The sequence below is a fragment of the Bacillus sp. 165 genome, assembly GCF_017742235.1.
Classification (GTDB): domain Bacteria; phylum Bacillota; class Bacilli; order Bacillales; family Bacillaceae_G; genus JAGHKQ01.
In genome coordinates this window covers 1-21,095 of sequence record NZ_JAGHKQ010000022.1, presented here as the reverse complement: position 1 = coordinate 21,095, position 21,095 = coordinate 1, and the positions used below count along the sequence as shown (strand labels likewise).

Here is a 21,095-nt window from a genome sequence, read left to right as displayed (position 1 = left end):
TGGGTATTTTATTTTCTAAAAAAAATCTATTCCTTTTCCTCATCCCATGCAAGTATTCCACCTACCATGTTAACTACATTAAATCCGTAACTTTCAATGTATTGAGAGGCTCGGTCACGCCTCCCGCCAAAACGGCAAACCATGATATATTCTTTAGACTTATCTAATTCATACAGATGGAATGCTAATAACAACCAAATTTCTTTTGGTTACTTTTTTGTAATACCTACTACTGTAAACCACTGGAATATTAAGTACACCTTTTATCTAACTTTTATAAAGCTAGCTATAATCCCTTATATCCACTTCTTGTAACCCGCTTAATGCCAGTTCTTTTTTTATTTATTTGCTGAGATCTTATTATCGGTAAATTTCTTAGTTGAGATAAAATAACCAATAACGATTAAACTTAAATAAAGCGATTCTCATAAATTATGAGAAAACCATCGTTGATAATACTAATATATACCCCATATGGTATTTTGTCAACGCACATATACATTATTTTATCAATCAAGCCTCTGACTTTTCATTCATGAGTACTTCTTAAATATCAACAAACAATTTCTATTTTTCTGGTTGAATTGTTAGGTATCTTTTTAATAAATTATGCTGTTCCCAGTAACTATGGTTATTATTTTTAAGCTAACTTAATGCTTCTATCCTCTGGAATATTTCTAATACCGTTCGAACTCCGCACTCATTTAGACATACCCACACTTCATTATTGATTGACACTCGAGTCAGTATTTAAAAAATACAACAGCAGCTTGGACATACGGATATTAATACTACAATCAATATCTATACCCATCTGACCGCATATATGAAAGAAAGGCCTCTCAACAGTTTGGCAAACTGATGAAAGACCTTCACCTATGGTTAGCTTTTCATTTGTCGTGAATTCGGTGTTTGTTAGAAAACGAGGACAAATGCCATAACAAGAAAAGCATATTATCATTTTAGACGTTGCTATAATAAGGTTTTAAAACCTTTATTACATCATGCCGCCCATGTCAGGCATTCCAGCAGCACCAGCTGGTTCTGGCTTGTCAGCAACAACTGCTTCAGTTGTTAAGAACATAGCTGCAACAGATGCTGAAAACCTTTATATAATCATGTATTACCTACACTCAATTAGCACTAACCACTTCTCGTGATAAAGCTTCACCTTTAATTATAAAGTAGTGACAGAAAGCTGTAAAGTAATCTAGAAAAAAGGGTCTTTAACCTGCAATAACCATTATCAAATAGTATCATCCACAGACGGATTTTTTCGAGTATCTTCTATATTTATAATACTTATGCAGAAATCATCAACAAGCTTGTCTCACCGCATACATTCCATCATACAAGAGCAGAAGGCTTATTCTACATCACAAACGGAGGAAACCCCTTCTCACTTCAGAAAATTCTAGGGCGTTCTGATATGTCTATGGTTCGGAAGTATATTTAGATGACTGATGCTGATGTAAAAAAACAGCATCATGCTCTCTCACTTTTAAACCAATTATTCAAATAACAACTTTATTGAGTTGAAGGCTGTAGGCACTATGCTTACAGCCTTACTTGATGTTTTAGTAATTCCTAATTCTTCAACCTCGATACATTTCCCTAAATACCTCCTAAATCAACGCACGGCATTAACCACTTATAAATCAGGGCAAAAATTACATAAAACACCTAGAAAATCGCAAAATTAAGACCTATAAGTCCATTTATAAGGACATATTTGTACGATTTACGCCCACCCACAGTGAAGTTATCCTTAAATCAAGGAGGTGATTGAAACTGGACTTTAATCCAAACAAAGACAGTAGCCTTAAGAAAAAGATAGGTGAACGAATTAAGAAATATAAGAAAGGTACAGTAAAATCTTTATCCCAAGATTTATCATATTCCGAGAAACACATATATCGATATATTTCAGGTAAAACACTACCCAGTACAGATTTTTTGATGCGATTCTCAAGGACAAGAGGGGTTAGTGTAGATTTAATCCTTTTCGGGCAAAATCAAGGGCAAAACGATTATACAGTTCTCGACCTCAATACTTTCAAGGAACTTAGTTCAGACAGCCAGAACATACTAAACACCATTGCAAGGGAATTGTGGGAACTTGAGGCTAGATTAAAAGGAGGGGGAAAAAATGAGTGAATTAGTTAGCAATTACGAATCCAGTAATTGTGTTGAACAGCATATCCAAAAGGGAGAACTTAAAACACGTATAAAGCCTCTTTACGCATTGACTGAGTTATTTGCAAATGGACTTCCTACAGGGACTATAAAGGAACGTTTAGATTTGCTTGAGAACTACGTTAAAAATGTCGCAAAGGCAAAAGGATTCGAAGTACCTAATCAAGGTGCTTTTTCCAACACGAGAGGAACATGGTTTGAAGCGTTCGTAGCTGTCTTCGCTTGGAACTTTCGTATCGAAAATCAATTGAATGATATCCTTATCGTTAAGATGCCTAACGTTAAGACATTTGACTTCCGAAGAATTTTCAACCCAAAAACTTCAGAAATGATAAGCCAACTTGACCGTTCATTACTCACACATACTGGTGGAGAGAATGTTCGTTTAATTACTTCAAATCCTGACCTACTTATTGTCAAACAGGAAAGCCTCGTGCAGAAGGCTTTTAATGAAAGAATCCAAACACTAAATCTTCCTCAACTAGAGGAAGCCTCTGGTTTATACAGATACTTAGAGGGTAATGTATCTTGGGACTCTCTCGTTGCTGGTGTTGGTATTAAAACATCACTACGTCCAGATAGAAGATTACAAGTTGTACATGAGGGAAACATCCTAAAGGCATTATTTGCACACCTCAAGATGAGGAATTGGAATCGCCATCCAAGATTTCGATACTATGGCGCTTCCAGCGAGAAAATTTCACAAGCTGATGATGATGCTTTACAAACCGCAGCTACACATTCAATCATTAATGTAGATACCCCTCCAGAGCGTGCTGTTGATGACATTTTCTCGTTAACTACCTTCGATGACATCAACAAAATGTTTACAAAAATTCTAAAATAAAAAAAGGCCCTTGTTAAATTCATTAACAAGAAACCATACATTAAACATTATGCTAAGATTACACTCAATAAGTCATTCTACAGCAACTGCTTGTGGAGTGACTTGTTGATTTTGAATCACATTGTCGTAATTATTCATTACTATTTGGATTTGCCTTGCTAACAGGTTTGCAAGCCTATAAGGAACTCCATTGCTAATCATCTTAAACATCTTATCTAACGCCATATCATCTGGGAAAGAATACCAATCTGGTACAGATTGAAGACGTAGTGCCTCCCGAACAGATAGTCTACGTGGTTCAGTTGGGTGTAAATGAACTTCATTATTACCATACGCAACCGTAGGACTATACTTAAAACGATGTAATCTCTTAAATGACTTTCTTGCCGTATCTCCCTCTGCTACAGTATGAAATCTTTGGGAATACGGATTAAAGTAGACATGGTTTGGAAGTTCCCGTAACTCCTCTTGATTCCCAATAACCGAATGGACAGTTAGTCCGTATGGAACTTCTAAGTTGTTAATAAACTCTTCTTCATCTACTTCTGTTCCAAACCCCCATGGCTCAGGCCAATTGAACTGCCTCTTGGCATTAGGAGTCAGTCTTATAGGCCACTCAAATTCAGGCATATTGTTTTCTCTCAAAGTATTAACTATATTTTCTTTAAACCCTACTATAAATACCCGCTGCCTATCCTGCGGAATACCATAATCAAGTGAATTTAATACCTCAAAGTATGTTTTATATCTCAAACCTTCTGCCCATGGATATACTTGCCCCATATCAGAAAAGATATTGAGCATTGGGAAAAGAGCGTTCTCCCTATGTGTTTTAGTTGTGTACAAACCCGCTACGTTCTCAAACAAAAAGAAATCGGGTCTTAGGTGAGAAACTTTCTCCAAAAAATCCCAGACTAGTCGCCCTCTCTCTCCTTCAACCCCAGGATTATTAGCATTACCCTTTGAGAAATCTTGACAAGGCGGGCCACCTATTATGCCACGACAATTCTCAAACGGAATCTCATCTGCTCCGATTTCAGTAACACTAACATTCCGCACCTTGTCCTCTGTATGTCCGTATCTTAACCTAAGATTATAATTATGCGCCCTTGCAAATTCCCTTTCAATTTCTGCTCCCCAAGTCACGTCATACCCATTCTCACTAAAACCTAAGTCTAGGAAGCCAGCACCCGAAAATAATGAAACTACTCGCATGGCCTACCTCCTCTTTATTTGAATTTTACAAAAATCTCACAAAGCTAATGTGTTACCATGATGAAAACTATTATAAACGAATACTTGTTCTAAGTCACTCTTCTTTACCTAGCATAACACATACATTCATGCAAATCATATCTGCATTTTCTGGGTTTTCCTTTTGTAGAAAAGTCACCCATTCTCACGAATATATACTTGATGTTTTCAACCATTAAATCATCTTTCCCTCTTTTAGAACATTATAGTCTAACCTTCTTTATAATGCTCGTTTTTCCTGCGAATGAACGTTCTTTTCGTAATACCTGTCATAGCTTCGACTTCTTTGTATGTGTGAGTCCCTAGCAACATCAGGGCATGTTCTACTTGTTGCTTAGAATGCTTTTCTTGGTCTACCTTCTCTGAAGTCTTCACTTTGCTTTGCAAGACGTTCAATAATTAGGTTTCTCTCCATCTCAGCCACAGCAAGCAGCGTAGTAAGAAAGAATCGCCCCATTGTTGTGTCCTCCAAGAATCCTACATTCAGCACATGCACCTTTATACCCTTCTGAAACAGACCTTCAATTACCTCAATTCCCTCTTTCGTGTTACGAGCCAGACGGTCTAGCTTTGTCACTAAGTTATGTTGCCTTGTCATCAAATACAGCAAATTCATAATTGACAGATTTCTGTTGTAGTTGTACACTTACAACAACAATTAAAATGAGGTGTTTTGAGTGAAACTTATTCGCTTGAATGTTACAGACGAAGAATACGATGCTCTTTATGGTCAGGCACTTGAAAATGGGTATGGGAGCATACCTGAGTATTTAAGGTATCTGTTGTTTGATGAAAAACCAGATACAGAAGTAGATTATGAAGAACTTCTGAAGCTGTTTGAAGAAGCAGTTCTACAAAGAAATGATGACAAAGAATTTAGAGTTCGTGATTGTTTTGACCCTGTGATTTGGAGAAGTATTGACATCACAGCAAGAAGAACTTTGGGTAGGATGATTATTCATAAGGTGGAAAAGAGAAATTGGCTGCCCATAGTACCTACCAAAAAGGATTCTGGCAATGCACAATGGTATCGTAAAAGGAGCGAATAGAATGAAAACAACATACATCTTTCAACTCCCTGATGCAATGCGTCAGGATATTCATAATGAGGTGCAAAATGCCTTGTATGAGTTAGGATTTAGGGATGAAGCATTAGAGAGGGAGATTGAAACTGCAATGGAAAGTAGGCTCTGCGATTTGGAGGATACAATCGATATTAAAAAATATTTAGTTGTTGGAACAGAATAATTTGATTAACTTATACTACTGCGGTTCAAGTGTTTCAAAACCTATTTGTGAAGGAAAAGAATAGGGAAGCCGTAGCTTACCGTCTGCCACAGGAACTAAGAGGTTGGGTTGAAATTACAATGGGTTTCAAATTACAAAGAATTGACATGCTTCCGTGCGAGGTTGAATTCTCTATGACCTTTACATTCCCTTAAACGGAAGCGCACGGCATACGGCATACGGCTTCCTACAAGGTCATTTTCCTACTCCTGCATAAATTGTAGCCATGCTCATGCACAGAAGTAGCCATTCCCTCCATACGTTCACTGCAAAGACATAAGGCATGGCTTTTCTCGTGTCGGAACTCCCTCGGTCAAACTTCAGCAAATTTCTAGATTATTGTATTTTTTATAAGCCTTACCTATACGATACAGATAGCATTGAAAGAACGGGAAAAACATTAGAAACATACTCATATTTTATACAACTGCTTGTCATTAAGAGTTGAGTTGAGTCGAATCGAATTCATCACCAACCGCATTACGTGATTTGTGGTAGTTCAAGTCCCTCTCGCCCTGCACATAATCTATTTTAAGACCCTTTTCATAGATTCATGCCCCTTACCTTAAACTCAACAGAAACCAAAACGAGCCTACACGAGCCTCCTAAAGCCTCAGAATAATTTAAACTGGAAGTTGAAATATTAAACTATGAGTTGAAGGAACGGTTAAGAACCATACCCCTCGATTTTGACCTGACACGTATAATGTACGTTTCAACTTTCTTGTTCGAATCGAAGGAATCGCAAACTTTCGTGACGCAGATTTGACCCAACCTATGTCCAGTACCCAAAACAGAGACCACAGAAAATGTGCTTTTGTACCCCCTATACCTTCTTCTGCATCGTTTGAATAATAGGGGTGTTATAAAATCTCACCTCTCAGAATTGCCCCTGTGCGGTCTCAGGGCATATAAAAAGAGCAATCCTTTATGGACTGCCCTGTGTTTTTGGTATGTGTATAGATAACTCATCAAATCAAAATCTCATTAACCAACTGGGACAAAAAAATTCACGCCAAGAAGAACAGGGATGCTATACCTTCCCTCTTCATTCATACCAATTTATGAGTAGCACATTATCTACATCTTTGTATTTGGCGGCATCCGCTACAGCCATCCCTCTATATAATGAGCCATATTTGCACATGAAAAATGATATTTTCTATCTCTCCTCATCTTTTAAAGAGTCTAAATGTGCAAACAATTCCTCTTTTGTCTTAAAGGTTTTATAATTACCTTTTGTAAGGTCTTCTTCACTTGCCTTTATTCTATCCTGCCACTCTTTGCTCCAGAAATATTCTTGTGATTTGGGAATTTCAACTCCATTGCGTTTCATAAAACTCCCTCCTTTCTTTTTCACATGAACATCATAACATAATTAACCATTATTTTACATACATTCATATTTCCCTAAAATTGTAACAAACCTACGCAGTATTACTGTTATCAGGAAACACCTATATACATATTCCGCAATATAATTCATTCTCAGTTGATGTCCTATGCCGTCTAACTTCTACTTTATATCTTCTATTATTTGTCTCTTATTTTATTTGGCTATACCGTCCATCTTCCCTATATTTTGAAATGTCTTAGAATTCCGATAAGGGTTTAGTCTTTGATATTACTCCATTCGTCTCGACAACATCCAGAAGGGAACAAGTGATATTGAGTAAATTGACCTCATTTTACACCTCATCATTTTAATCGTGACTCGTATCGAGAGATAGATAAGGATTTACTGGTAAACAATAAGCTACGGGAGTTCCTCAACGTCATTCTTCTCGCATCGGTTATTTTAGAAGTGCTGTGTATAACATCCTGCTTCATCCCAATTCCTGCTCCCATAAAAAGAGGACTGTACAATACATACAGTCCATATCCCCTAAACCTTATTCAACTACACCTTCAAGCAACTTGACATCTTCTCTTCGCAAAGCTTCTGTATTTACTATTGCCTCTTCTATAATCAACTCCTTGTGCCTGTATCTACCATAGAAGTTCTTGTTCTTCTTCGCCTCGAGTTTAGTTGTGATGCAGAATAGCACTTTGTTCTCATGCAGATGCTTTATATACTTCATCACTGTCTTTCTATCTAGCTGTGTCATCTTGGCAAGAGATTCAATGGTTGCCCATACTGCTTTATGCTCCATAGATTTATTCTTATGGTAGTACAGATGCGACACGATAGCTAAATAGATGATGAATAGCTTTGCTTTGTAATTTGATTGCATCATGGTTATCTTCTCAATATCAGATTCGAATACCTTTGCAAAGTTCCCTTCCTCTTTCTCACCAGTTGGCGCAATGAAATATGTCTGAGCAGGTTTCAGCTTCACTGCCTGCTTTGTCATTGGTCTATCTTCATAAATAGTGATGTAGTTCATCGCTTGCAAGCGAATAATGCTCTCCCTCGTTGCCTGACTAGCTTCTTTATTCTTAGGATTAACGCCTCTAACAAGCATCAAGTCATTAATACTTGTCATAGCTGATTGGGTAAGGTTGTTAACCAATGATTTAATCATCGCAAGATGAAGTATATCTAGGTCTCTTCCCTCGTAATCACTCTCATGCAGTAGGACTTTAGGGAACATAATGAATGACTCTTTTTGCTCCTCAATTATTGATTTTGGTAACTCTACTTCTGACACTTTACATTATCCTTATCTTTCAGCAGAATGACAGCTTACGCTGACCATGTGTTGCTCAAGCACATGTATTCATCTCTCCCTTCATATTTAGATTTAGAGACTCATTTAACTATGCTCCCCGAGACCGCTTGCGGGCGGGGGGCATAGTATTTCTCTCTTCTTCATTTCTTCTCTCTTCTTAATTTTGGGTCTTTTTACAGTACCACATTCTCCCGTTTTTTAATAGGGTTTGTCCACCTAGACCCCCTTTTTTTAGGGGAGTATATTCTAACATCCTCTACACCCCCCCCATTTTTAGGGGAGTCTAGGATTTGCATTTTGACCAATATCAAGCTGAGTTTCTAGGTCTCAGCATTCGCTCTTTATTACTTCTACTGCAATAAGATTCTTTCCAGTTGCTTAACAGCGCCTGTTCAATCCTACTGCAGCCGAGTTGAGCATTATAATGCCGAAATAAGTGTTTAATCATCTCATCATATGTCCATTCTCTTCCACTTTCATTCACAATTTCTCCTACCATTGCTTGTATTGCATTGGTCTTTGTTCTAGGATTGTGTGACTCATTAAACCATGGACACGCTTTGCGAATAACTCTTATCTCTTCTGCTTCAATCAATTCCAATGCCATTGGCACGAATACAACGCTTGTTGCACATCCTGCATCAATCCTTTGCTTCAGACCTTTGTTGATATGAGCAGGAGTTCCACCCTTCTTCACATACGCAGTTACAAATCTGTTTTGGAGGTCTACCGCCTTGCCTATATACCATATATGACCAAGCGTGTGGAATATATATAGTCCACTGACTTCTCTTAAACTGTTAATCATCTTTGGCACATCTTCAAACTTTTTTACAGATATCTTATCCACTACAAAACATTCTCCTTATCAAATTTACTTTGCTCTAGATATCGCTCTAACTTCTGCTTCATTGCTTTGGATAGGTCTCTATCTTCTCTCAATACTTTGCGTAAATAGTTGGCCTCCACATGTATTTCATGTGCAACTGCTTTGACTGTAATCATTTGCTGCGCTAGATTCATTCTTACTTCTGTTTGTAGATTCATCATTATTCTCCTGTTCTTGGTTGTATTTTGGAATTCAATAAGTCCTTGATGGTTAAATAAGAGAACGAGATATGTCTCGTCTGATATACCCTCATTATACTAAAACCACTATAATACTAAGGGTGCATGCTGATTCCCTATAGTTTTACTGACACTTTTGAGCACACATCCAATAAGTTAGATTTAACGATTAAACAGCAAATAACAGATAGTTTTCTTTATTGTTAAGATAAAGTAAAGATTATATTTCATTTTCATTACGAAGTGAATATTAATAATATATTGATTTTATTCATACATGCCCTTCAATCGCTCTAGCACTCGATTGTGGACAATTTGATAGCGCCCCGTTTCCCCAAGAGTCGTCTAGGCTAATAGAATTGAATCTGAGCCAAACTGTAAAGCCTTGTCCTGCTAATGCGATTAAATTAATCATAGATACCATGTTAACATCAAAAGAGATGAACAATAGAGAGCCATGATGTACAAACTTGTCAAAGGCATCATCAATACCTTTGATTTCAAATAAGGTCTTAGACAAAAGCAAAACCGTTCACCAAAGTGATGAACGGTTTTTTTATTGCTTTATACTTCAAAATCTTTAATTAGATTCATAATGGTGTAATCAGACCATTTGAGTTCGTTGTATTTGGGATTAAATACTTTAATAAGATACTGCTCTAGACTCTCTATTCTCCCTCTACTGCATGATGGTAATATGAGGATTTCCGCATGCTCTATTTCTTCGAAAAAGTGCCTTGTATTCAAGCTTTTGCCCGTCATATGGTCAATAACCCTATTAAGAACCTTTTTACCTCTTCCGATATACAAAAGAACACCGTCCTTATTATAGAGCCTATAAATGCCATTTGTGAGAACAGCAATACGACTACGTTTTCTTAAGGCTTTAATCCCCTCTTTGATATCCTTTCTCTCAATCAAAATAATACTGCAGTCTATGTCTATTTTTATCATGCTACAATGCCCCTCCAAGAAACTTAATATATCGAATTATATGCCCGCTTTATATAACCCTTAATTCAATTTTTCATTTGTTGGGATTTTTCCAAAAGAATTTACCCTTGTTAAACATCTAATGAATTAAGGGGATTATACTTATCATTTTGCTCTCTCAACTCGTTCCCCCACATAGCAACATACCTCATTGTAACCGCAATATTTTGATGTCTCATAAGCTTCTGGATGGCAAAGGCACTCATTCCAGACATAGCGAGTCTATGGCAAAATGTATGACGAAACGTATGGGCGGATACACGTATGTCTTTAAAATTCATTTTTTGCCCCAGATACTTAAAAACTAACATCAATGAGTTGTCAGTCATTTGGGTATTATCTCGCTTTACAAAAACATAGTCGCTTAAATTTCCCCAATATTGCTTACAGAAAGTTAGATACCCTGCCAGTTCCTTTGCTAACTTATCCGTAATGGGAATCGTTTCTTTTCTCCTGCTTTTTCCGAATACTGATATTGATTTATTTACAAAGTCAACGTCAGACCATTGAAGGTTGATAATTTCCCCCCGTCTTATCCCTGTGCCAAGAATCGTTATAATAATCATGTAATCCCGATATGCAACATAACTTTTTTCTCGCCGTTTGATACGTCTGTAAAAATTCAACATTTGCTTAATTTGTTCATCACTGAAAACATCAATCTTTACATCGTCTTTTTGTTGTTTAATTTTCTTGGCAGGGTTAGTTTTAATGACTTCACATTCAACCAAATAATTTAAAAATGCCCGTATCCTCAAAAGCTTGGTATTGATTGTTCCCGCTTTGTCGCCTTTTTCTTGGCAATACAAAAGATATTGCCGTACATGGCTGTAAGTAATGTCTTCAGCATTTACCACTTGGCTCTCAATGCAGTAATCCACAAATTTCCCTAAAAGCATCTCATAATTTTTGATGTTCGTTTTAGTCGTGTTCTTGAAACGTCTGTCATCCAAAAAGTCTTGATATGCAAATTTTAACAACAAAAAAACCACTCCCTAAATTTTATAGGAAGTGGTTATTGCTATTGATATAAGTTTTTCACATGACTACTTCACAAAATGAGTGAAGAAAGGGAAAGAAATAACCTTAACTATTTCTCTGACGAAAGGCTTAAAAGCCTTACATCATGCCGCCCATACCGCCCATACCCATGCCGCCCATGTCAGGCATTCCAGCAGCACCAGCTGGTTCTGGCTTGTCAGCAACAACTGCTTCAGTTGTTAAGAACATAGCCGCAACAGATGTAGCGTTTTGAAGAGCAGAGCGTGTAACCTTAGTAGGATCAACGATACCGGATTCTACCATGTTAACCCACTCGCCAGTAGCAGCATTAAAGCCATTACCTACCTCTTCATGTTTTAAGCGTTCTACTACTACAGAGCCTTCTAAACCTGCATTTTGAGCGATTTGACGAACAGGCTCTTCTAATGCACGCAATATGATGTTGATACCAGTTGCTTCATCGCCATCAGCTTGGATAGAAGCTACTTTATTGTATACGTTCATTAATGCAGTACCACCACCTGCAACAATACCTTCTTCTACTGCTGCACGTGTAGAGTTAAGAGCATCTTCAATACGAAGTTTGCGTTCTTTTAATTCTGTTTCTGTAGCTGCACCAACTTTAATTACTGCTACGCCGCCAGCTAATTTTGCTAAGCGTTCTTGTAATTTTTCGCGGTCAAACTCAGAAGTTGTTTCTTCTAATTGCGCACGAATTTGGTTGATACGTCCAGAAATCGCATCTACATCTCCTGCACCTTCTACGATTGTTGTATTTTCTTTTGTTACAACAATTTTAGCAGCGCGGCCTAGAGATGCTAAAGTAGCAGATTTAAGCTCACGGCCTAATTCTTCTGTAATTACTTCTCCACCAGTTAATGCCGCGATATCTTCTAGCATCGCTTTACGGCGGTCACCGAAACCAGGTGCCTTTACAGCTACTGCATTGAATGTACCGCGAAGTTTATTAACTACTAATGTAGCTAACGCTTCCCCTTCTACATCCTCAGAAATTAGTAATAAAGGACGGCCTTGTTGTACCACTTGCTCTAATACAGGTAAGATTTCTTGAATGCTTGTAATCTTTTTATCTGTAATTAAAACATATGGGTTTTCTAGAACTGCTTCCATTTTATCAGAATCAGTAATCATGTATGGAGATGCATAACCGCGGTCAAATTGCATACCTTCTACTACATCTAATTCTGTAGTAAAGCCTTTAGATTCTTCAAGTGTGATAACACCATCGTTACCTACACGTTCCATAGCTTCAGCAATTAATTGACCTACTTCATCGTCAGCCGCTGAGATAGCTGCTACTTGAGCGATAGAAGCTTTTCCTTCGATTGGCTTAGAAATAGCCTTTAATTCTTCAATCGCCACAGTTACCGCTTTTTCCATTCCTTTGCGAACACCCATTGGATTAGCTCCTGCTGTAACGTTCTTCAAGCCTTCACGAATCATCGCTTGCGCTAATACAGTTGCAGTAGTTGTACCATCACCAGCTACATCGTTTGTTTTGCTAGCAACTTCTGCTACTAATTTTGCACCCATGTTTTCAAATGCATCTTCTAATTCGATTTCCTTAGCGATTGTTACACCGTCATTTGTAATTAGAGGAGAACCGAACTTCTTCTCTAACACAACGTTACGTCCTTTTGGTCCAAGTGTAACCTTTACAGCATTTGCAAGTGTATCTACCCCGCGAAGCATCGCACGACGAGCGTCTTCACTGAATTTAATCTCTTTAGCCATATTAATCTTGACCCCCTTAATTTTTTAAAGTTGTATATTAACCAATAATTGCTAAAATGTCGCTTTCACGTAAAATTAAATATTCATTACCTTCGTATTTTACTTCTGTGCCAGCATATTTGGAGAAGATAATATGGTCGCCTGCAGCCACCTCTAGAGCCACACGCTCACCATTGTCTAGTACACGACCTGTTCCAACTGCCACTACCTTACCTTCTTGAGGTTTTTCTTTTGCAGTATCTGGTAATACAATACCGCTTGCAGTTTTTTCCTCTGCTTGAACTAGCTCAATTACAATGCGATCACCTAATGGCTTTAACATTCAAACAACCTCCTCTATACTTATGTAAATACTCATCATTATTAGCACTCTTTATCATTGAGTGCTAACACACTTATTATAATAATGAATCTAAATTCCGTTTGCAAGTAAAAAGATATCTTTTTTTATGAAACATTAACTATACTCTTTTTAGTTAAGGGATATTTCAAATCACACATCATTTTTGACAATCATTCTACCAACAACAGTATCTCTCCATGCACCCCTATACACACCGTACTATTGTTGCCGATACACATTTAATTCATTCCTGACGATTTCCAGACATATTATATGGTACAATGAGATGAAGTGGTCGTTTGGAATGGTACTTTTTCTTACAGATATGTTTCATGTAAAGATAAATTGAAATCACCTGCCTAATAACTGTTTCTCTACAAAAAAACATTTTCCTTTTTTCTTCTATAATATTCTATACATAAAAAGGGGTCATATAATTTGGAAAAGCGTTACTGGTTTGTCATTCTTACGTATGTATTGATGCAGCTGTCCAGCGCTATCGGTGTACCGTTACTCATAAAATCCGGTTTGTATGAACAAGGGAATCGAGATATTTGGACACAGTTAAAAATTGCTTCTGGTCACTGGGCTATCATTAGCTTTGTAGCAGCTCTTTTAATTATTCTATTTTTACTCCGAAAGGATATACAAGACCGCCATTTAGACCGAAGTCGTGCGGATATGTCAGGTACGATTGGATGGATGATTGGCGGAGTATTTCTGGCTCTGATTGCACAAATGGTTGCGGCAAATATTGAGGTACATCTGCTTAATATTAAAGCCCAATCAGAAAATACAAAAAATTTAATAGAAATTGTGACCTTAACACCGTGGTTTATTCTTGTTACTTCGGTGCTCGCTCCTATCTTAGAGGAAATTGTTTTTAGAAAGATTTTATTTGGTACACTATATAAACGAACAAATTTTTTTATTGCAGCGATTTTAAGTTCTCTCATCTTTGCAGCTGTACATTTTGATTTTACGCATCTGCTGATTTACACATCGATGGGATTTGTATTTGCATACTTGTATGTCAAAACAAAACGAATTATCGTTCCTATAATGGCACACGTTATGATGAATACTTTTGTCATTCTGATTCAAGTTGTCTTCAAAGATGATATTGAACAGATTATGAAACAAGCGGAACAGCTGCAATCATCCATCGGAGGATTCTAATTATGCGAAGTTCACCATTATTGATGGGGTCTCTTTACTTTTTACTCGGCTCTGTTTTTACATATTTAGCAATCATGAGTGTAGAGAACACCATTTGGAACTTTTATACACTTCTGCTCATTTTTATTGCAACTTTAGATTTTGGATTAGCACTCCGTTTACTAATCTTGAATAGAAGAATCAACAAATAAAAAAGAGATAACAAATAAAACGTAGGCTCATAGCCTACGTTTTATTCATTTGACGGATAATTTTTTAGAAAATACGCTAAGGTTTGCAATTCCACCGCTAAATCAATATGGTGAATACGGATATGCTCCGGGACATTAATGCGGGCAGGCGTAAAATTCAAAATACCTTGAATTCCTTTTTGCGCCAATCTATCTGCAATAGGCTGAGCCGCTCCTGCAGGAACTGTTAAGATAGCAACCCTTACCTCGGCAGGCAATTCCTCTTCCAAATTATCAAGGTTATGGACCATAACACTGCCAATTTTTTTACCGATTTTATCTTCATCTACATCGAAAGCGATTTCAATCTTTGTGTTATTATTTTTCGTGAAGTTATAGTTTAGAAAAGCAGTTCCTAAATTGCCAACACCAATTAGAGCAACGCTCATAATTTCATCCTGATCCAGCGTTTTACGAAAAAAAGAAAGGAGATAGTTTACATTATAACCATACCCTTTTTTTCCTAAGGCTCCAAAATAAGAAAAGTCCCTTCGAATTGTAGCGGAATCCACTTTAACCGCTTCGCTGAGTTCCGCAGATGATACTCTCTGTTTTCCAGAAAGAGACAGATTTTTAATAAATCGATAATACAATGGCAATCGTTTGGCAGTAGCTTGCGGAATTTTAGGTTGATCCATTTTCTCCCTCCTCTCATATCCTTCTATATATTAAGGTGTAAAAAACTCACGAAAGATTATCATTGTAAAACTTTCCTTGTATAATGTAAAAAGACGGTTATCCTTAAAATCAACTATACACCATTTTTAGTAATGTTGAAAAACATAAGTTCCATGCAGGTGGTGCTAATAAAAATATATTTTATGTAAAGAATTGAGGTGGGCTTATTGATACTTTTACAAGTAAATCAAATCACTAAACTTTTCGGTGCTGATACTATTTTATCCAATATTAAGCTCGAAGTTCAATCAAATGACCGCATTGCTCTTGTTGGTCGCAACGGTGCTGGTAAATCAACCTTATTAAAAATTATTGCTGGAGAATTATCTTATGACGGCGGAGAAGTGATAAAACCTAAGGATGTTACGATTGGATACCTAGCTCAAAATACAGGCCTTGAAACTTCCCTTACTATATGGGATGAAATGCTGACTGTCTTTGACGAGGTTCGCAAAATTGAAGCTTCCCTCCGAAAGATTGAACACGATATGGGCGAAGAGAAAATTTTACAAGATCAAGCTCGATATGAGAAATTGCTGCAAGAATACGACCGTTTACAGCAGCTTTACAAGGATAAAGACGGCTATCAATATGAAGCTGATGTTCGTTCTATATTGAGCGGTTTAGGATTTAGCAGCAACAGCTATACTACCTATATTTCCACATTAAGCGGAGGACAAAAGACACGTTTGGCATTAGGAAAATTACTGCTAACAAGACCGGATATCCTTATTATGGACGAACCGACGAACCATTTGGACATTGAAACACTTACTTGGCTTGAACAATACTTACAAGGCTATCCTGGCGCCATTTTAATTGTATCTCACGATCGTTATTTCTTAGATAAAGTAGTTACACAAGTATATGAAATTTCCAATACACAAAGCAAGCGTTATGTTGGAAATTACAGTAAATACCTAGAATATAAAGCTGAGTGGTATGAGCAGGAGCTTAAACAATATGAGAAGCAGCAAGAAGAGATAGCCAAACTAAAAGACTTTGTACAACGGAACATCACTAGGGCATCTACTACGAAACGAGCGCAAAGCAGACGAAAACAACTTGAAAAAATGAATGTACTGGACAAACCTCTCGGAGATGAAAAATCAGCATCTTTTCATTTTCAGATTGAACGGCCAAGCGGCAATGATGTACTACAAGTAAAAGAAGCTGCTATCGGTTATACAAAAGAACAACCCGTTATCGAAAACATTACCTTTCAAATTTCAAGAGGAGACAGCATCGCATTAGTAGGGCCAAATGGAATTGGGAAATCTACTCTCCTCAAATCCATAATCGATAAAATTTCTCTGCAGCATGGCACAATTACTTTTGGATCTAATGTTGCTACTGGTTATTATGATCAAGAGCAGGCAGATTTAACATCTTCGAAACGCGTATTAAACGAATTGTGGGATGAATTCCCTCTTACGCCTGAAAAAGAAATTCGTACAGTACTTGGAAATTTTCTTTTTTCCGGAGAGGATGTACTAAAACCCGTCTCTTCTTTAAGCGGTGGTGAAAAAGCACGCTTGGCTCTTGCAAAACTTATGATGCAAAAGTCTAATTTTTTAATTCTGGACGAACCGACCAATCATCTAGATTTAAGCAGTAAAGAAATACTGGAGAATGCTTTAATAGACTTTCCTGGTACAATCTTGTTCGTTTCTCATGATCGCTATTTTATTAATCGTGTTGCTACCAAAGTGTTAGAACTGTCCAAACAAGGTGTTCATCAATATTTAGGAGATTATGATTACTATACAGCAAAAAAAGCGGAGATGTTAGAGCGTGAAAGCATAGAAATAGAAAAGAACGCCCCTATTGTAGTAACAAATAGTAATCAAACCGAAGAAAAGAAAAGTTATTTAGAAGAAAAAGAACGAAAGAAATTAGAGCGGCAGCGTATCCGTAAAATCGAAGAGCTAGAAGAAGAAATTATGATGCTGGAAGAAGAAATCACTGCATTAGAAGAAGAATTGTGTCAACCTGAAGTGTATCAAGACTATGAAAAACTTCAACATATCAACGATGAGAAACAAAAGTTACAAAACCGTCTCCATTCTCATATGGAAGAATGGGAAAAGTTGCAGCTAGAAATATAAAAGTCAGTGTATCCACACACTGACTTTTTTTATACTCACAATATCCACAATTTTATACACAATTACTTCTTTCATATATAGGTTTTCCACTGTTTTTTCCACATTATCCACATTATCAAACAAGATTCTAATCATTATGATACCGCTTTATCCTAAGAGGAAAGTGATGTATTCCACAAGTTATCAACATTTTTTTGATTAACCTGTGGATAACTTATTACATTCTCTCGATATCTAAGCCTGGATTAGCATTTAGTGCTAGTGTAGCCCGTTTCCCTTTTTGATACGCAACTGTTCCGGCAACTGCAATCATAGCCGCATTATCAGTACACAGAGAAAGTGGCGGGATGATTAATTGCATAGTATCTAGAGTTGTAAAGCTCGTTTCTAAGGTCGAACGCAGCCCTTTATTAGCAGCTACTCCTCCTGCAAGCAACACTTGCTTTACTTTATACTCTTGTGCAGCTCTTAATGTTTTTGTCACTAATACATCAATAACACTTTCTTGAAAGCTTGCAGCTAAATCTTCAGGTGCAATTTCTTCTCCTCGTTGTTTCGCATTATGAACGGTATTAATAACAGCGGATTTTAAACCACTAAAGCTAAAATCATAAGAATCGGCCTCAAGCCACGCTCGAGGCAAATCAATAATAGGTTGACCTTCATGAGCTAACCGATCAATATACGGGCCCCCTGGATAAGGCAGTGACAATGTACGCGCTACCTTATCATATGCCTCTCCTGCTGCATCATCTCTTGTTTCCCCAATCACCTCAAAGGAATTATGCTCTCTCATGTACACGAGCTCTGTATGCCCTCCTGACACTACTAACGCTAATAGCGGGAACTCTAATTCCTCTACAAGTTGGTTAGCATAAATATGTCCGGCAATATGATGAACTGGTACGAGTGGAATATCATGAGCAAAAGCTAGAGCCTTTGCAGCGTTTACACCTATTAAAAGTGCACCAACAAGCCCGGGTCCTTCCGTCACTGCAATAGCATCAATATCATCAAATGTTATTTCTGCTTGTTTCATCGCTTCTTCTAGTACAATTGTAATTTGTTCTACATGATGACGTGAAGCGATCTCTGGAACAACCCCTCCAAATCGCTTATGACTTTCAATTTGTGATGCCACCACATTTGAGAGTATTTCTGTTCCATCTTTAATTATCGCAACTGCAGTTTCATCACAACTTGTTTCAATTCCCAATACAATGATATGTTCTTTTGTCATTATAAATTCACCCACATTACAAGAGCATCTTCTCCATTATCCGTGTAGTATTTCTTGCGAATGCCGCCGTCTTGAAAGCCCATTTTACGATATAATTTTTTAGCTGGTTCATTAGATACTCGGACTTCTAGTGTCATTGTTTTCGCTCCTAAGTTTATTGCCTTTTCCATAACTTTTTGCAATAACATTTCACCTAACTTTCGTCCTCGGTACTCAGGTAAAACAGCTATATTTGTTATATGGGATTCGTCTAAAATAATCCACAGTCCGCAATAACCAATGATTTGTCCATTTTCCTCCATAACCGTATAACAAGCAAATTCGTTAACGATTAATTCACGTTCAAATGCTTCATATGTCCACGGTATAGCAAAAGATGCCTGCTCGATTTTAACAATTTGTTCAATATCTTCTTCCGTCATTTGGCGGAATGCTACTAAAGTATTCATTATAAACCCTCTATCATTTTTGGTTAGCAATCCAGTTGGCTTCTGCTTCCGCTAAGCGAATATAATTCGGAACGAAAGCATGTACAGGCTGCTCTTCTTTTTTTAATCCTAAAAATGCGAGCTCGCTTGGTCTAGGGTTATATTCAGGAGCCTTAGCAAAAACTGCCCTCTCTCCAAGAGTATCCCTAATAATTGATTGATGAATAGATACATCATTCCCTAAAAATAAGATTGGTGTATCTAGTTCCTTTAACTGCTGAAGCCAATCTTCAATAAGAATAATCTGGTCCTCTTCTATAATGGTTATCGTTTCACCTGTATATTCATACAATCCTGTATAAACTTGCTGTCTTCTTGCATCAAAAAGGGGACAAATATATCCGGAGAAATACGAACCATTTGCTGCTAACACTGCTAGACTGGATACACCGACGATTGGAATATTCAAAGACCAAGCCATGGTCTTTGCCACCGTCACTCCAATCCGTACACCTGTATAAGAGCCTGGACCAGAAGCAACTACAATCTTCTCTAATTGATTTGGTTTAATCTCACACTCTTTCATCAATTGTTCTATAGCCGGCATTAAACGTACAGAATGGTTTTTCTTTAAATTCGTAATTATTTCTCCGACAACAGTATCTCCATCCAATAATGCTACACCCATAGTATAATTGGAAGTATCAATAGCCAATACTTTCATCGTTTAAAAGCTCCTCACATAATTGAATATAACGGCCTCCTACTGGTTCAAGTACTAGCCGCCTCTTTTCTTCTCCTTCATGATAGATACTTATTTTTAAAAGAGTGGAAGGGAGATATGGTGCGATCAAATGAGCCCATTCAACAACAGTTACTCCGTCTCCATAAAAGTATTCATCAAATCCTAAATCTTCCTCATTGTTTTCTAAGCGATATACATCCATATGATACAAAGGAAGATTCCCTTGATATTCTTTAATTAAATTAAACGTGGGACTATTTACTACTCTCTTTACTCCCAACCCCTTTGCTAGTCCTTTAGTAAACGTTGTTTTCCCTGCTCCTAAATCTCCTTCTAAAATGAAGACATCTTTTGGTCTTGCTATCATTCCTAATTTTCTTGAGAGCTCCATCGTTTCTTCCGGAGAAGAAGTAATAATTTCATAAGTAGACAAAGTATTTCACCCGCCCAGTCTTCAATTATTCGTAGTATATCCGATTATACACCGCTTGAACAACCGTACCAGAAAATAACCTCTTATTTCTTTTAATACTAGCAGCATTACTCAATGTTACACATTGTACATTATTTAGTAAAAAGAAGAAGTCTTGCCTTAGCCTTTTTAATGCTACTAGACGAATCCTGCTACGAATCCAGGGTAAATACCCTTAAAATATACATGTTCAAACTATTTCACTATGTATTCTATAGCTTTAACAAAAAACCCTTAGGAGGTTTTCCTAAGGGTGCTTAGCTTTATGTATAGTATTGTAAACATAAAAAAACACGAAACCCTCTGTTTCGTCTCTTCTATTTTATAAAAATGGCGGTCCCGACCGGGATCGAACCGGCGATCTCCTGCGTGACAGGCAGGCATGTTAACCGCTACACCACGGGACCATTGGTTGCGGGGACAGGATTTGAACCTGCGACCTTCGGGTTATGAGCCCGACGAGCTACCAGACTGCTCCACCCCGCGATAATAATAATATATCGGCCTAGCGACGTCCTACTCTCACAGGGACAAGGTCCCAACTACCATCGGCGCTGAAGAGCTTAACTTCCGTGTTCGGAATGGGAACGGGTGTGAC

General features: G+C 37.4%; 22 protein-coding genes, 2 tRNA genes, 1 rRNA gene and 4 pseudogenes. 8 read left to right on the top strand and 21 right to left on the bottom strand.

All coding sequences use genetic code 11. The features are described from left to right. Positions 1-26: 26 nt before the first annotated feature. Positions 27-191, bottom strand: a pseudogene (locus J7Q84_RS17530) (rhodanese-like domain-containing protein); the annotation flags it as partial. Positions 192-691: 500 nt separating this feature from the next. On the opposite strand from J7Q84_RS17530, the pseudogene J7Q84_RS18710 reads away from it, so the two are divergent. Then, a pseudogene (locus tag J7Q84_RS18710) lies at positions 692-903 on the top strand (tyrosine-type recombinase/integrase); the annotation flags it as partial. Between the two features lie 94 nt (positions 904-997). Here the strand turns inward: J7Q84_RS18710 and J7Q84_RS18775 are convergent. Beyond that, positions 998-1,102, bottom strand: a pseudogene (locus tag J7Q84_RS18775) (hypothetical protein); the annotation flags it as partial. 683 nt (positions 1,103-1,785) lie between these two features. Here J7Q84_RS18775 and J7Q84_RS17525 point away from each other — a divergent pair. Both J7Q84_RS17525 and J7Q84_RS17520 read left to right on the top strand, forming a co-directional pair. Beyond that, entirely contained in the window at positions 1,786-2,157 is a 372-nt protein-coding gene (locus J7Q84_RS17525; protein WP_209096433.1) for a helix-turn-helix domain-containing protein, read from the top strand. After that, positions 2,150-3,043, top strand: a complete 894-nt coding sequence (locus tag J7Q84_RS17520) for a Cfr10I/Bse634I family restriction endonuclease (protein WP_209096430.1) — start codon at positions 2,150-2,152, stop codon at positions 3,041-3,043. Before J7Q84_RS17525 ends, J7Q84_RS17520 begins: the two co-directional genes overlap by 8 nt. Positions 3,044-3,115: 72 nt before the next feature. Here the strand turns inward: J7Q84_RS17520 and J7Q84_RS17515 are convergent, their stop codons facing one another. Then, complete coding sequence (locus tag J7Q84_RS17515) at positions 3,116-4,258, bottom strand: DNA cytosine methyltransferase (protein ID WP_209096421.1); 1,143 nt, start codon at positions 4,256-4,258, stop codon at positions 3,116-3,118. A 249-nt stretch (positions 4,259-4,507) separates the two neighbouring features. After that, positions 4,508-4,877: pseudogene (locus J7Q84_RS17510) on the bottom strand (recombinase family protein); the annotation flags it as partial. A gap of 97 nt (positions 4,878-4,974) precedes the next feature. On the opposite strand from J7Q84_RS17510, the gene J7Q84_RS17505 reads away from it, so the two are divergent. Together J7Q84_RS17505 and J7Q84_RS17500 are read left to right on the top strand one after the other, a co-directional pair. Next, on the top strand, positions 4,975-5,346 hold the full coding sequence (locus tag J7Q84_RS17505) for a DUF1413 domain-containing protein (RefSeq protein ID WP_209096419.1): 372 nt from the start codon (positions 4,975-4,977) through the stop codon (positions 5,344-5,346). 1 nt (position 5,347) lies between these two features. Beyond that, a complete protein-coding gene (locus J7Q84_RS17500; protein ID WP_209096417.1) occupies positions 5,348-5,545 on the top strand; it encodes a hypothetical protein in 198 nt (65 codons plus the stop codon). 1,201 nt (positions 5,546-6,746) lie between these two features. Here J7Q84_RS17500 and J7Q84_RS17495 read toward each other — a convergent pair. From J7Q84_RS17495 to groES, 9 genes are all read right to left on the bottom strand, one after another. Next, positions 6,747-6,920, bottom strand: coding sequence for a hypothetical protein (locus J7Q84_RS17495; protein WP_209096415.1), 174 nt, complete (start codon positions 6,918-6,920; stop codon positions 6,747-6,749). 556 nt (positions 6,921-7,476) lie between these two features. After that, a complete protein-coding gene (locus tag J7Q84_RS17490; protein ID WP_209096413.1) occupies positions 7,477-8,235 on the bottom strand; it encodes a hypothetical protein in 759 nt (252 codons plus the stop codon). A 328-nt stretch (positions 8,236-8,563) separates the two neighbouring features. Then, positions 8,564-9,106 (bottom strand): GIY-YIG nuclease family protein, encoded by a 543-nt coding sequence (locus J7Q84_RS17485; RefSeq protein ID WP_209096411.1) that lies wholly within the window; start codon positions 9,104-9,106, stop codon positions 8,564-8,566. Continuing rightward, positions 9,106-9,303, bottom strand: a complete 198-nt coding sequence (locus J7Q84_RS17480) for a hypothetical protein (protein WP_209096409.1) — start codon at positions 9,301-9,303, stop codon at positions 9,106-9,108. The genes J7Q84_RS17485 and J7Q84_RS17480 overlap by 1 nt, the downstream gene beginning before the upstream one ends. A gap of 292 nt (positions 9,304-9,595) precedes the next feature. After that, positions 9,596-9,850: a hypothetical protein gene (locus tag J7Q84_RS17475; RefSeq protein WP_209096407.1), complete on the bottom strand. Its 255-nt coding sequence runs from the start codon at positions 9,848-9,850 to the stop codon at positions 9,596-9,598. Positions 9,851-9,888: 38 nt separating this feature from the next. Continuing rightward, on the bottom strand, positions 9,889-10,278 hold the full coding sequence (locus J7Q84_RS17470) for a GIY-YIG nuclease family protein (protein ID WP_209096403.1): 390 nt from the start codon (positions 10,276-10,278) through the stop codon (positions 9,889-9,891). A 110-nt stretch (positions 10,279-10,388) separates the two neighbouring features. Further along, positions 10,389-11,309 carry a tyrosine-type recombinase/integrase gene (locus tag J7Q84_RS17465; RefSeq protein WP_348519874.1) on the bottom strand — a complete coding sequence of 307 codons (921 nt, stop codon included), beginning with the start codon at positions 11,307-11,309 and terminating at the stop codon, positions 10,389-10,391. A 127-nt stretch (positions 11,310-11,436) separates the two neighbouring features. Then, positions 11,437-13,074 (bottom strand): chaperonin GroEL, encoded by a 1,638-nt coding sequence (gene groL / locus J7Q84_RS17460; protein WP_209096399.1) that lies wholly within the window; start codon positions 13,072-13,074, stop codon positions 11,437-11,439. A gap of 37 nt (positions 13,075-13,111) precedes the next feature. After that, the gene (groES, locus tag J7Q84_RS17455; RefSeq protein WP_209096398.1) at positions 13,112-13,396 is read right to left on the bottom strand and encodes a co-chaperone GroES; all 285 of its coding nucleotides are present in this window, start codon (positions 13,394-13,396) and stop codon (positions 13,112-13,114) included. A 459-nt stretch (positions 13,397-13,855) separates the two neighbouring features. Here groES and J7Q84_RS17450 point away from each other — a divergent pair, with 459 nt between their 5' ends. Further along, complete coding sequence (locus tag J7Q84_RS17450) at positions 13,856-14,596, top strand: CPBP family intramembrane glutamic endopeptidase (RefSeq protein ID WP_209096397.1); 741 nt, start codon at positions 13,856-13,858, stop codon at positions 14,594-14,596. 2 nt (positions 14,597-14,598) lie between these two features. Next, positions 14,599-14,787, top strand: a complete 189-nt coding sequence (locus tag J7Q84_RS17445; RefSeq protein ID WP_209096396.1) for a YdiK family protein — start codon at positions 14,599-14,601, stop codon at positions 14,785-14,787. Between the two features lie 41 nt (positions 14,788-14,828). Here the strand turns inward: J7Q84_RS17445 and J7Q84_RS17440 are convergent, their stop codons facing one another. Next, a complete protein-coding gene (locus J7Q84_RS17440; RefSeq protein WP_209096395.1) occupies positions 14,829-15,464 on the bottom strand; it encodes a redox-sensing transcriptional repressor Rex in 636 nt (211 codons plus the stop codon). 207 nt (positions 15,465-15,671) lie between these two features. Here J7Q84_RS17440 and J7Q84_RS17435 point away from each other — a divergent pair, with 207 nt between their 5' ends. Then, positions 15,672-17,612, top strand: a complete 1,941-nt coding sequence (locus J7Q84_RS17435; protein WP_209096394.1) for an ABC-F family ATP-binding cassette domain-containing protein — start codon at positions 15,672-15,674, stop codon at positions 17,610-17,612. 217 nt (positions 17,613-17,829) lie between these two features. Here J7Q84_RS17435 and tsaD read toward each other — a convergent pair whose 3' ends face one another. The 7 genes from tsaD to rrf form a co-directional block, all read right to left on the bottom strand. Beyond that, positions 17,830-18,852, bottom strand: a complete 1,023-nt coding sequence (tsaD, locus tag J7Q84_RS17430) for a tRNA (adenosine(37)-N6)-threonylcarbamoyltransferase complex transferase subunit TsaD (protein ID WP_247739344.1) — start codon at positions 18,850-18,852, stop codon at positions 17,830-17,832. Then, entirely contained in the window at positions 18,852-19,301 is a 450-nt protein-coding gene (rimI, locus tag J7Q84_RS17425) for a ribosomal protein S18-alanine N-acetyltransferase (RefSeq protein WP_209096393.1), read from the bottom strand. Before rimI ends, tsaD begins: the two co-directional genes overlap by 1 nt. A gap of 13 nt (positions 19,302-19,314) precedes the next feature. After that, positions 19,315-20,004 carry a tRNA (adenosine(37)-N6)-threonylcarbamoyltransferase complex dimerization subunit type 1 TsaB gene (gene tsaB / locus J7Q84_RS17420; protein WP_209096391.1) on the bottom strand — a complete coding sequence of 230 codons (690 nt, stop codon included), beginning with the start codon at positions 20,002-20,004 and terminating at the stop codon, positions 19,315-19,317. After that, complete coding sequence (tsaE, locus tag J7Q84_RS17415; RefSeq protein ID WP_209096390.1) at positions 19,985-20,458, bottom strand: tRNA (adenosine(37)-N6)-threonylcarbamoyltransferase complex ATPase subunit type 1 TsaE; 474 nt, start codon at positions 20,456-20,458, stop codon at positions 19,985-19,987. Before tsaE ends, tsaB begins: the two co-directional genes overlap by 20 nt. 370 nt (positions 20,459-20,828) lie before the next feature. Continuing rightward, a tRNA-Asp gene (locus J7Q84_RS17410) sits at positions 20,829-20,904 on the bottom strand. A 2-nt stretch (positions 20,905-20,906) separates the two neighbouring features. Next, a tRNA-Met gene (locus J7Q84_RS17405) sits at positions 20,907-20,983 on the bottom strand. A gap of 17 nt (positions 20,984-21,000) precedes the next feature. Further along, positions 21,001-21,095 (bottom strand): 5S ribosomal RNA (rrf, locus tag J7Q84_RS17400); the annotation flags it as partial.

Bases quoted from the DNA above. Each gene is read 5' to 3' on its own strand.
- J7Q84_RS17520 (WP_209096430.1), top strand. From the start codon at position 2,150: ATGAGTGAATTAGTTAGCAATTACGAATCCAGTAATTGTGTTGAACAG.
- J7Q84_RS17515 (WP_209096421.1), bottom strand. From the start codon at position 4,258: ATGCGAGTAGTTTCATTATTTTCGGGTGCTGGCTTCCTAGACTTAGGT.
- J7Q84_RS17500 (WP_209096417.1), top strand. From the start codon at position 5,348: ATGAAAACAACATACATCTTTCAACTCCCTGATGCAATGCGTCAGGAT.
- J7Q84_RS17495 (WP_209096415.1), bottom strand. From the start codon at position 6,920: ATGAAACGCAATGGAGTTGAAATTCCCAAATCACAAGAATATTTCTGG.
- J7Q84_RS17480 (WP_209096409.1), bottom strand. From the start codon at position 9,303: ATGAATCTACAAACAGAAGTAAGAATGAATCTAGCGCAGCAAATGATT.
- J7Q84_RS17470 (WP_209096403.1), bottom strand. From the start codon at position 10,278: ATGATAAAAATAGACATAGACTGCAGTATTATTTTGATTGAGAGAAAG.
- groL (WP_209096399.1), bottom strand. From the start codon at position 13,074: ATGGCTAAAGAGATTAAATTCAGTGAAGACGCTCGTCGTGCGATGCTT.
- groES (WP_209096398.1), bottom strand. From the start codon at position 13,396: ATGTTAAAGCCATTAGGTGATCGCATTGTAATTGAGCTAGTTCAAGCA.
- J7Q84_RS17445 (WP_209096396.1), top strand. From the start codon at position 14,599: ATGCGAAGTTCACCATTATTGATGGGGTCTCTTTACTTTTTACTCGGC.
- J7Q84_RS17440 (WP_209096395.1), bottom strand. From the start codon at position 15,464: ATGGATCAACCTAAAATTCCGCAAGCTACTGCCAAACGATTGCCATTG.
- tsaD (WP_247739344.1), bottom strand. From the start codon at position 18,852: ATGACAAAAGAACATATCATTGTATTGGGAATTGAAACAAGTTGTGAT.
- rimI (WP_209096393.1), bottom strand. From the start codon at position 19,301: ATGAATACTTTAGTAGCATTCCGCCAAATGACGGAAGAAGATATTGAA.
- tsaB (WP_209096391.1), bottom strand. From the start codon at position 20,004: ATGAAAGTATTGGCTATTGATACTTCCAATTATACTATGGGTGTAGCA.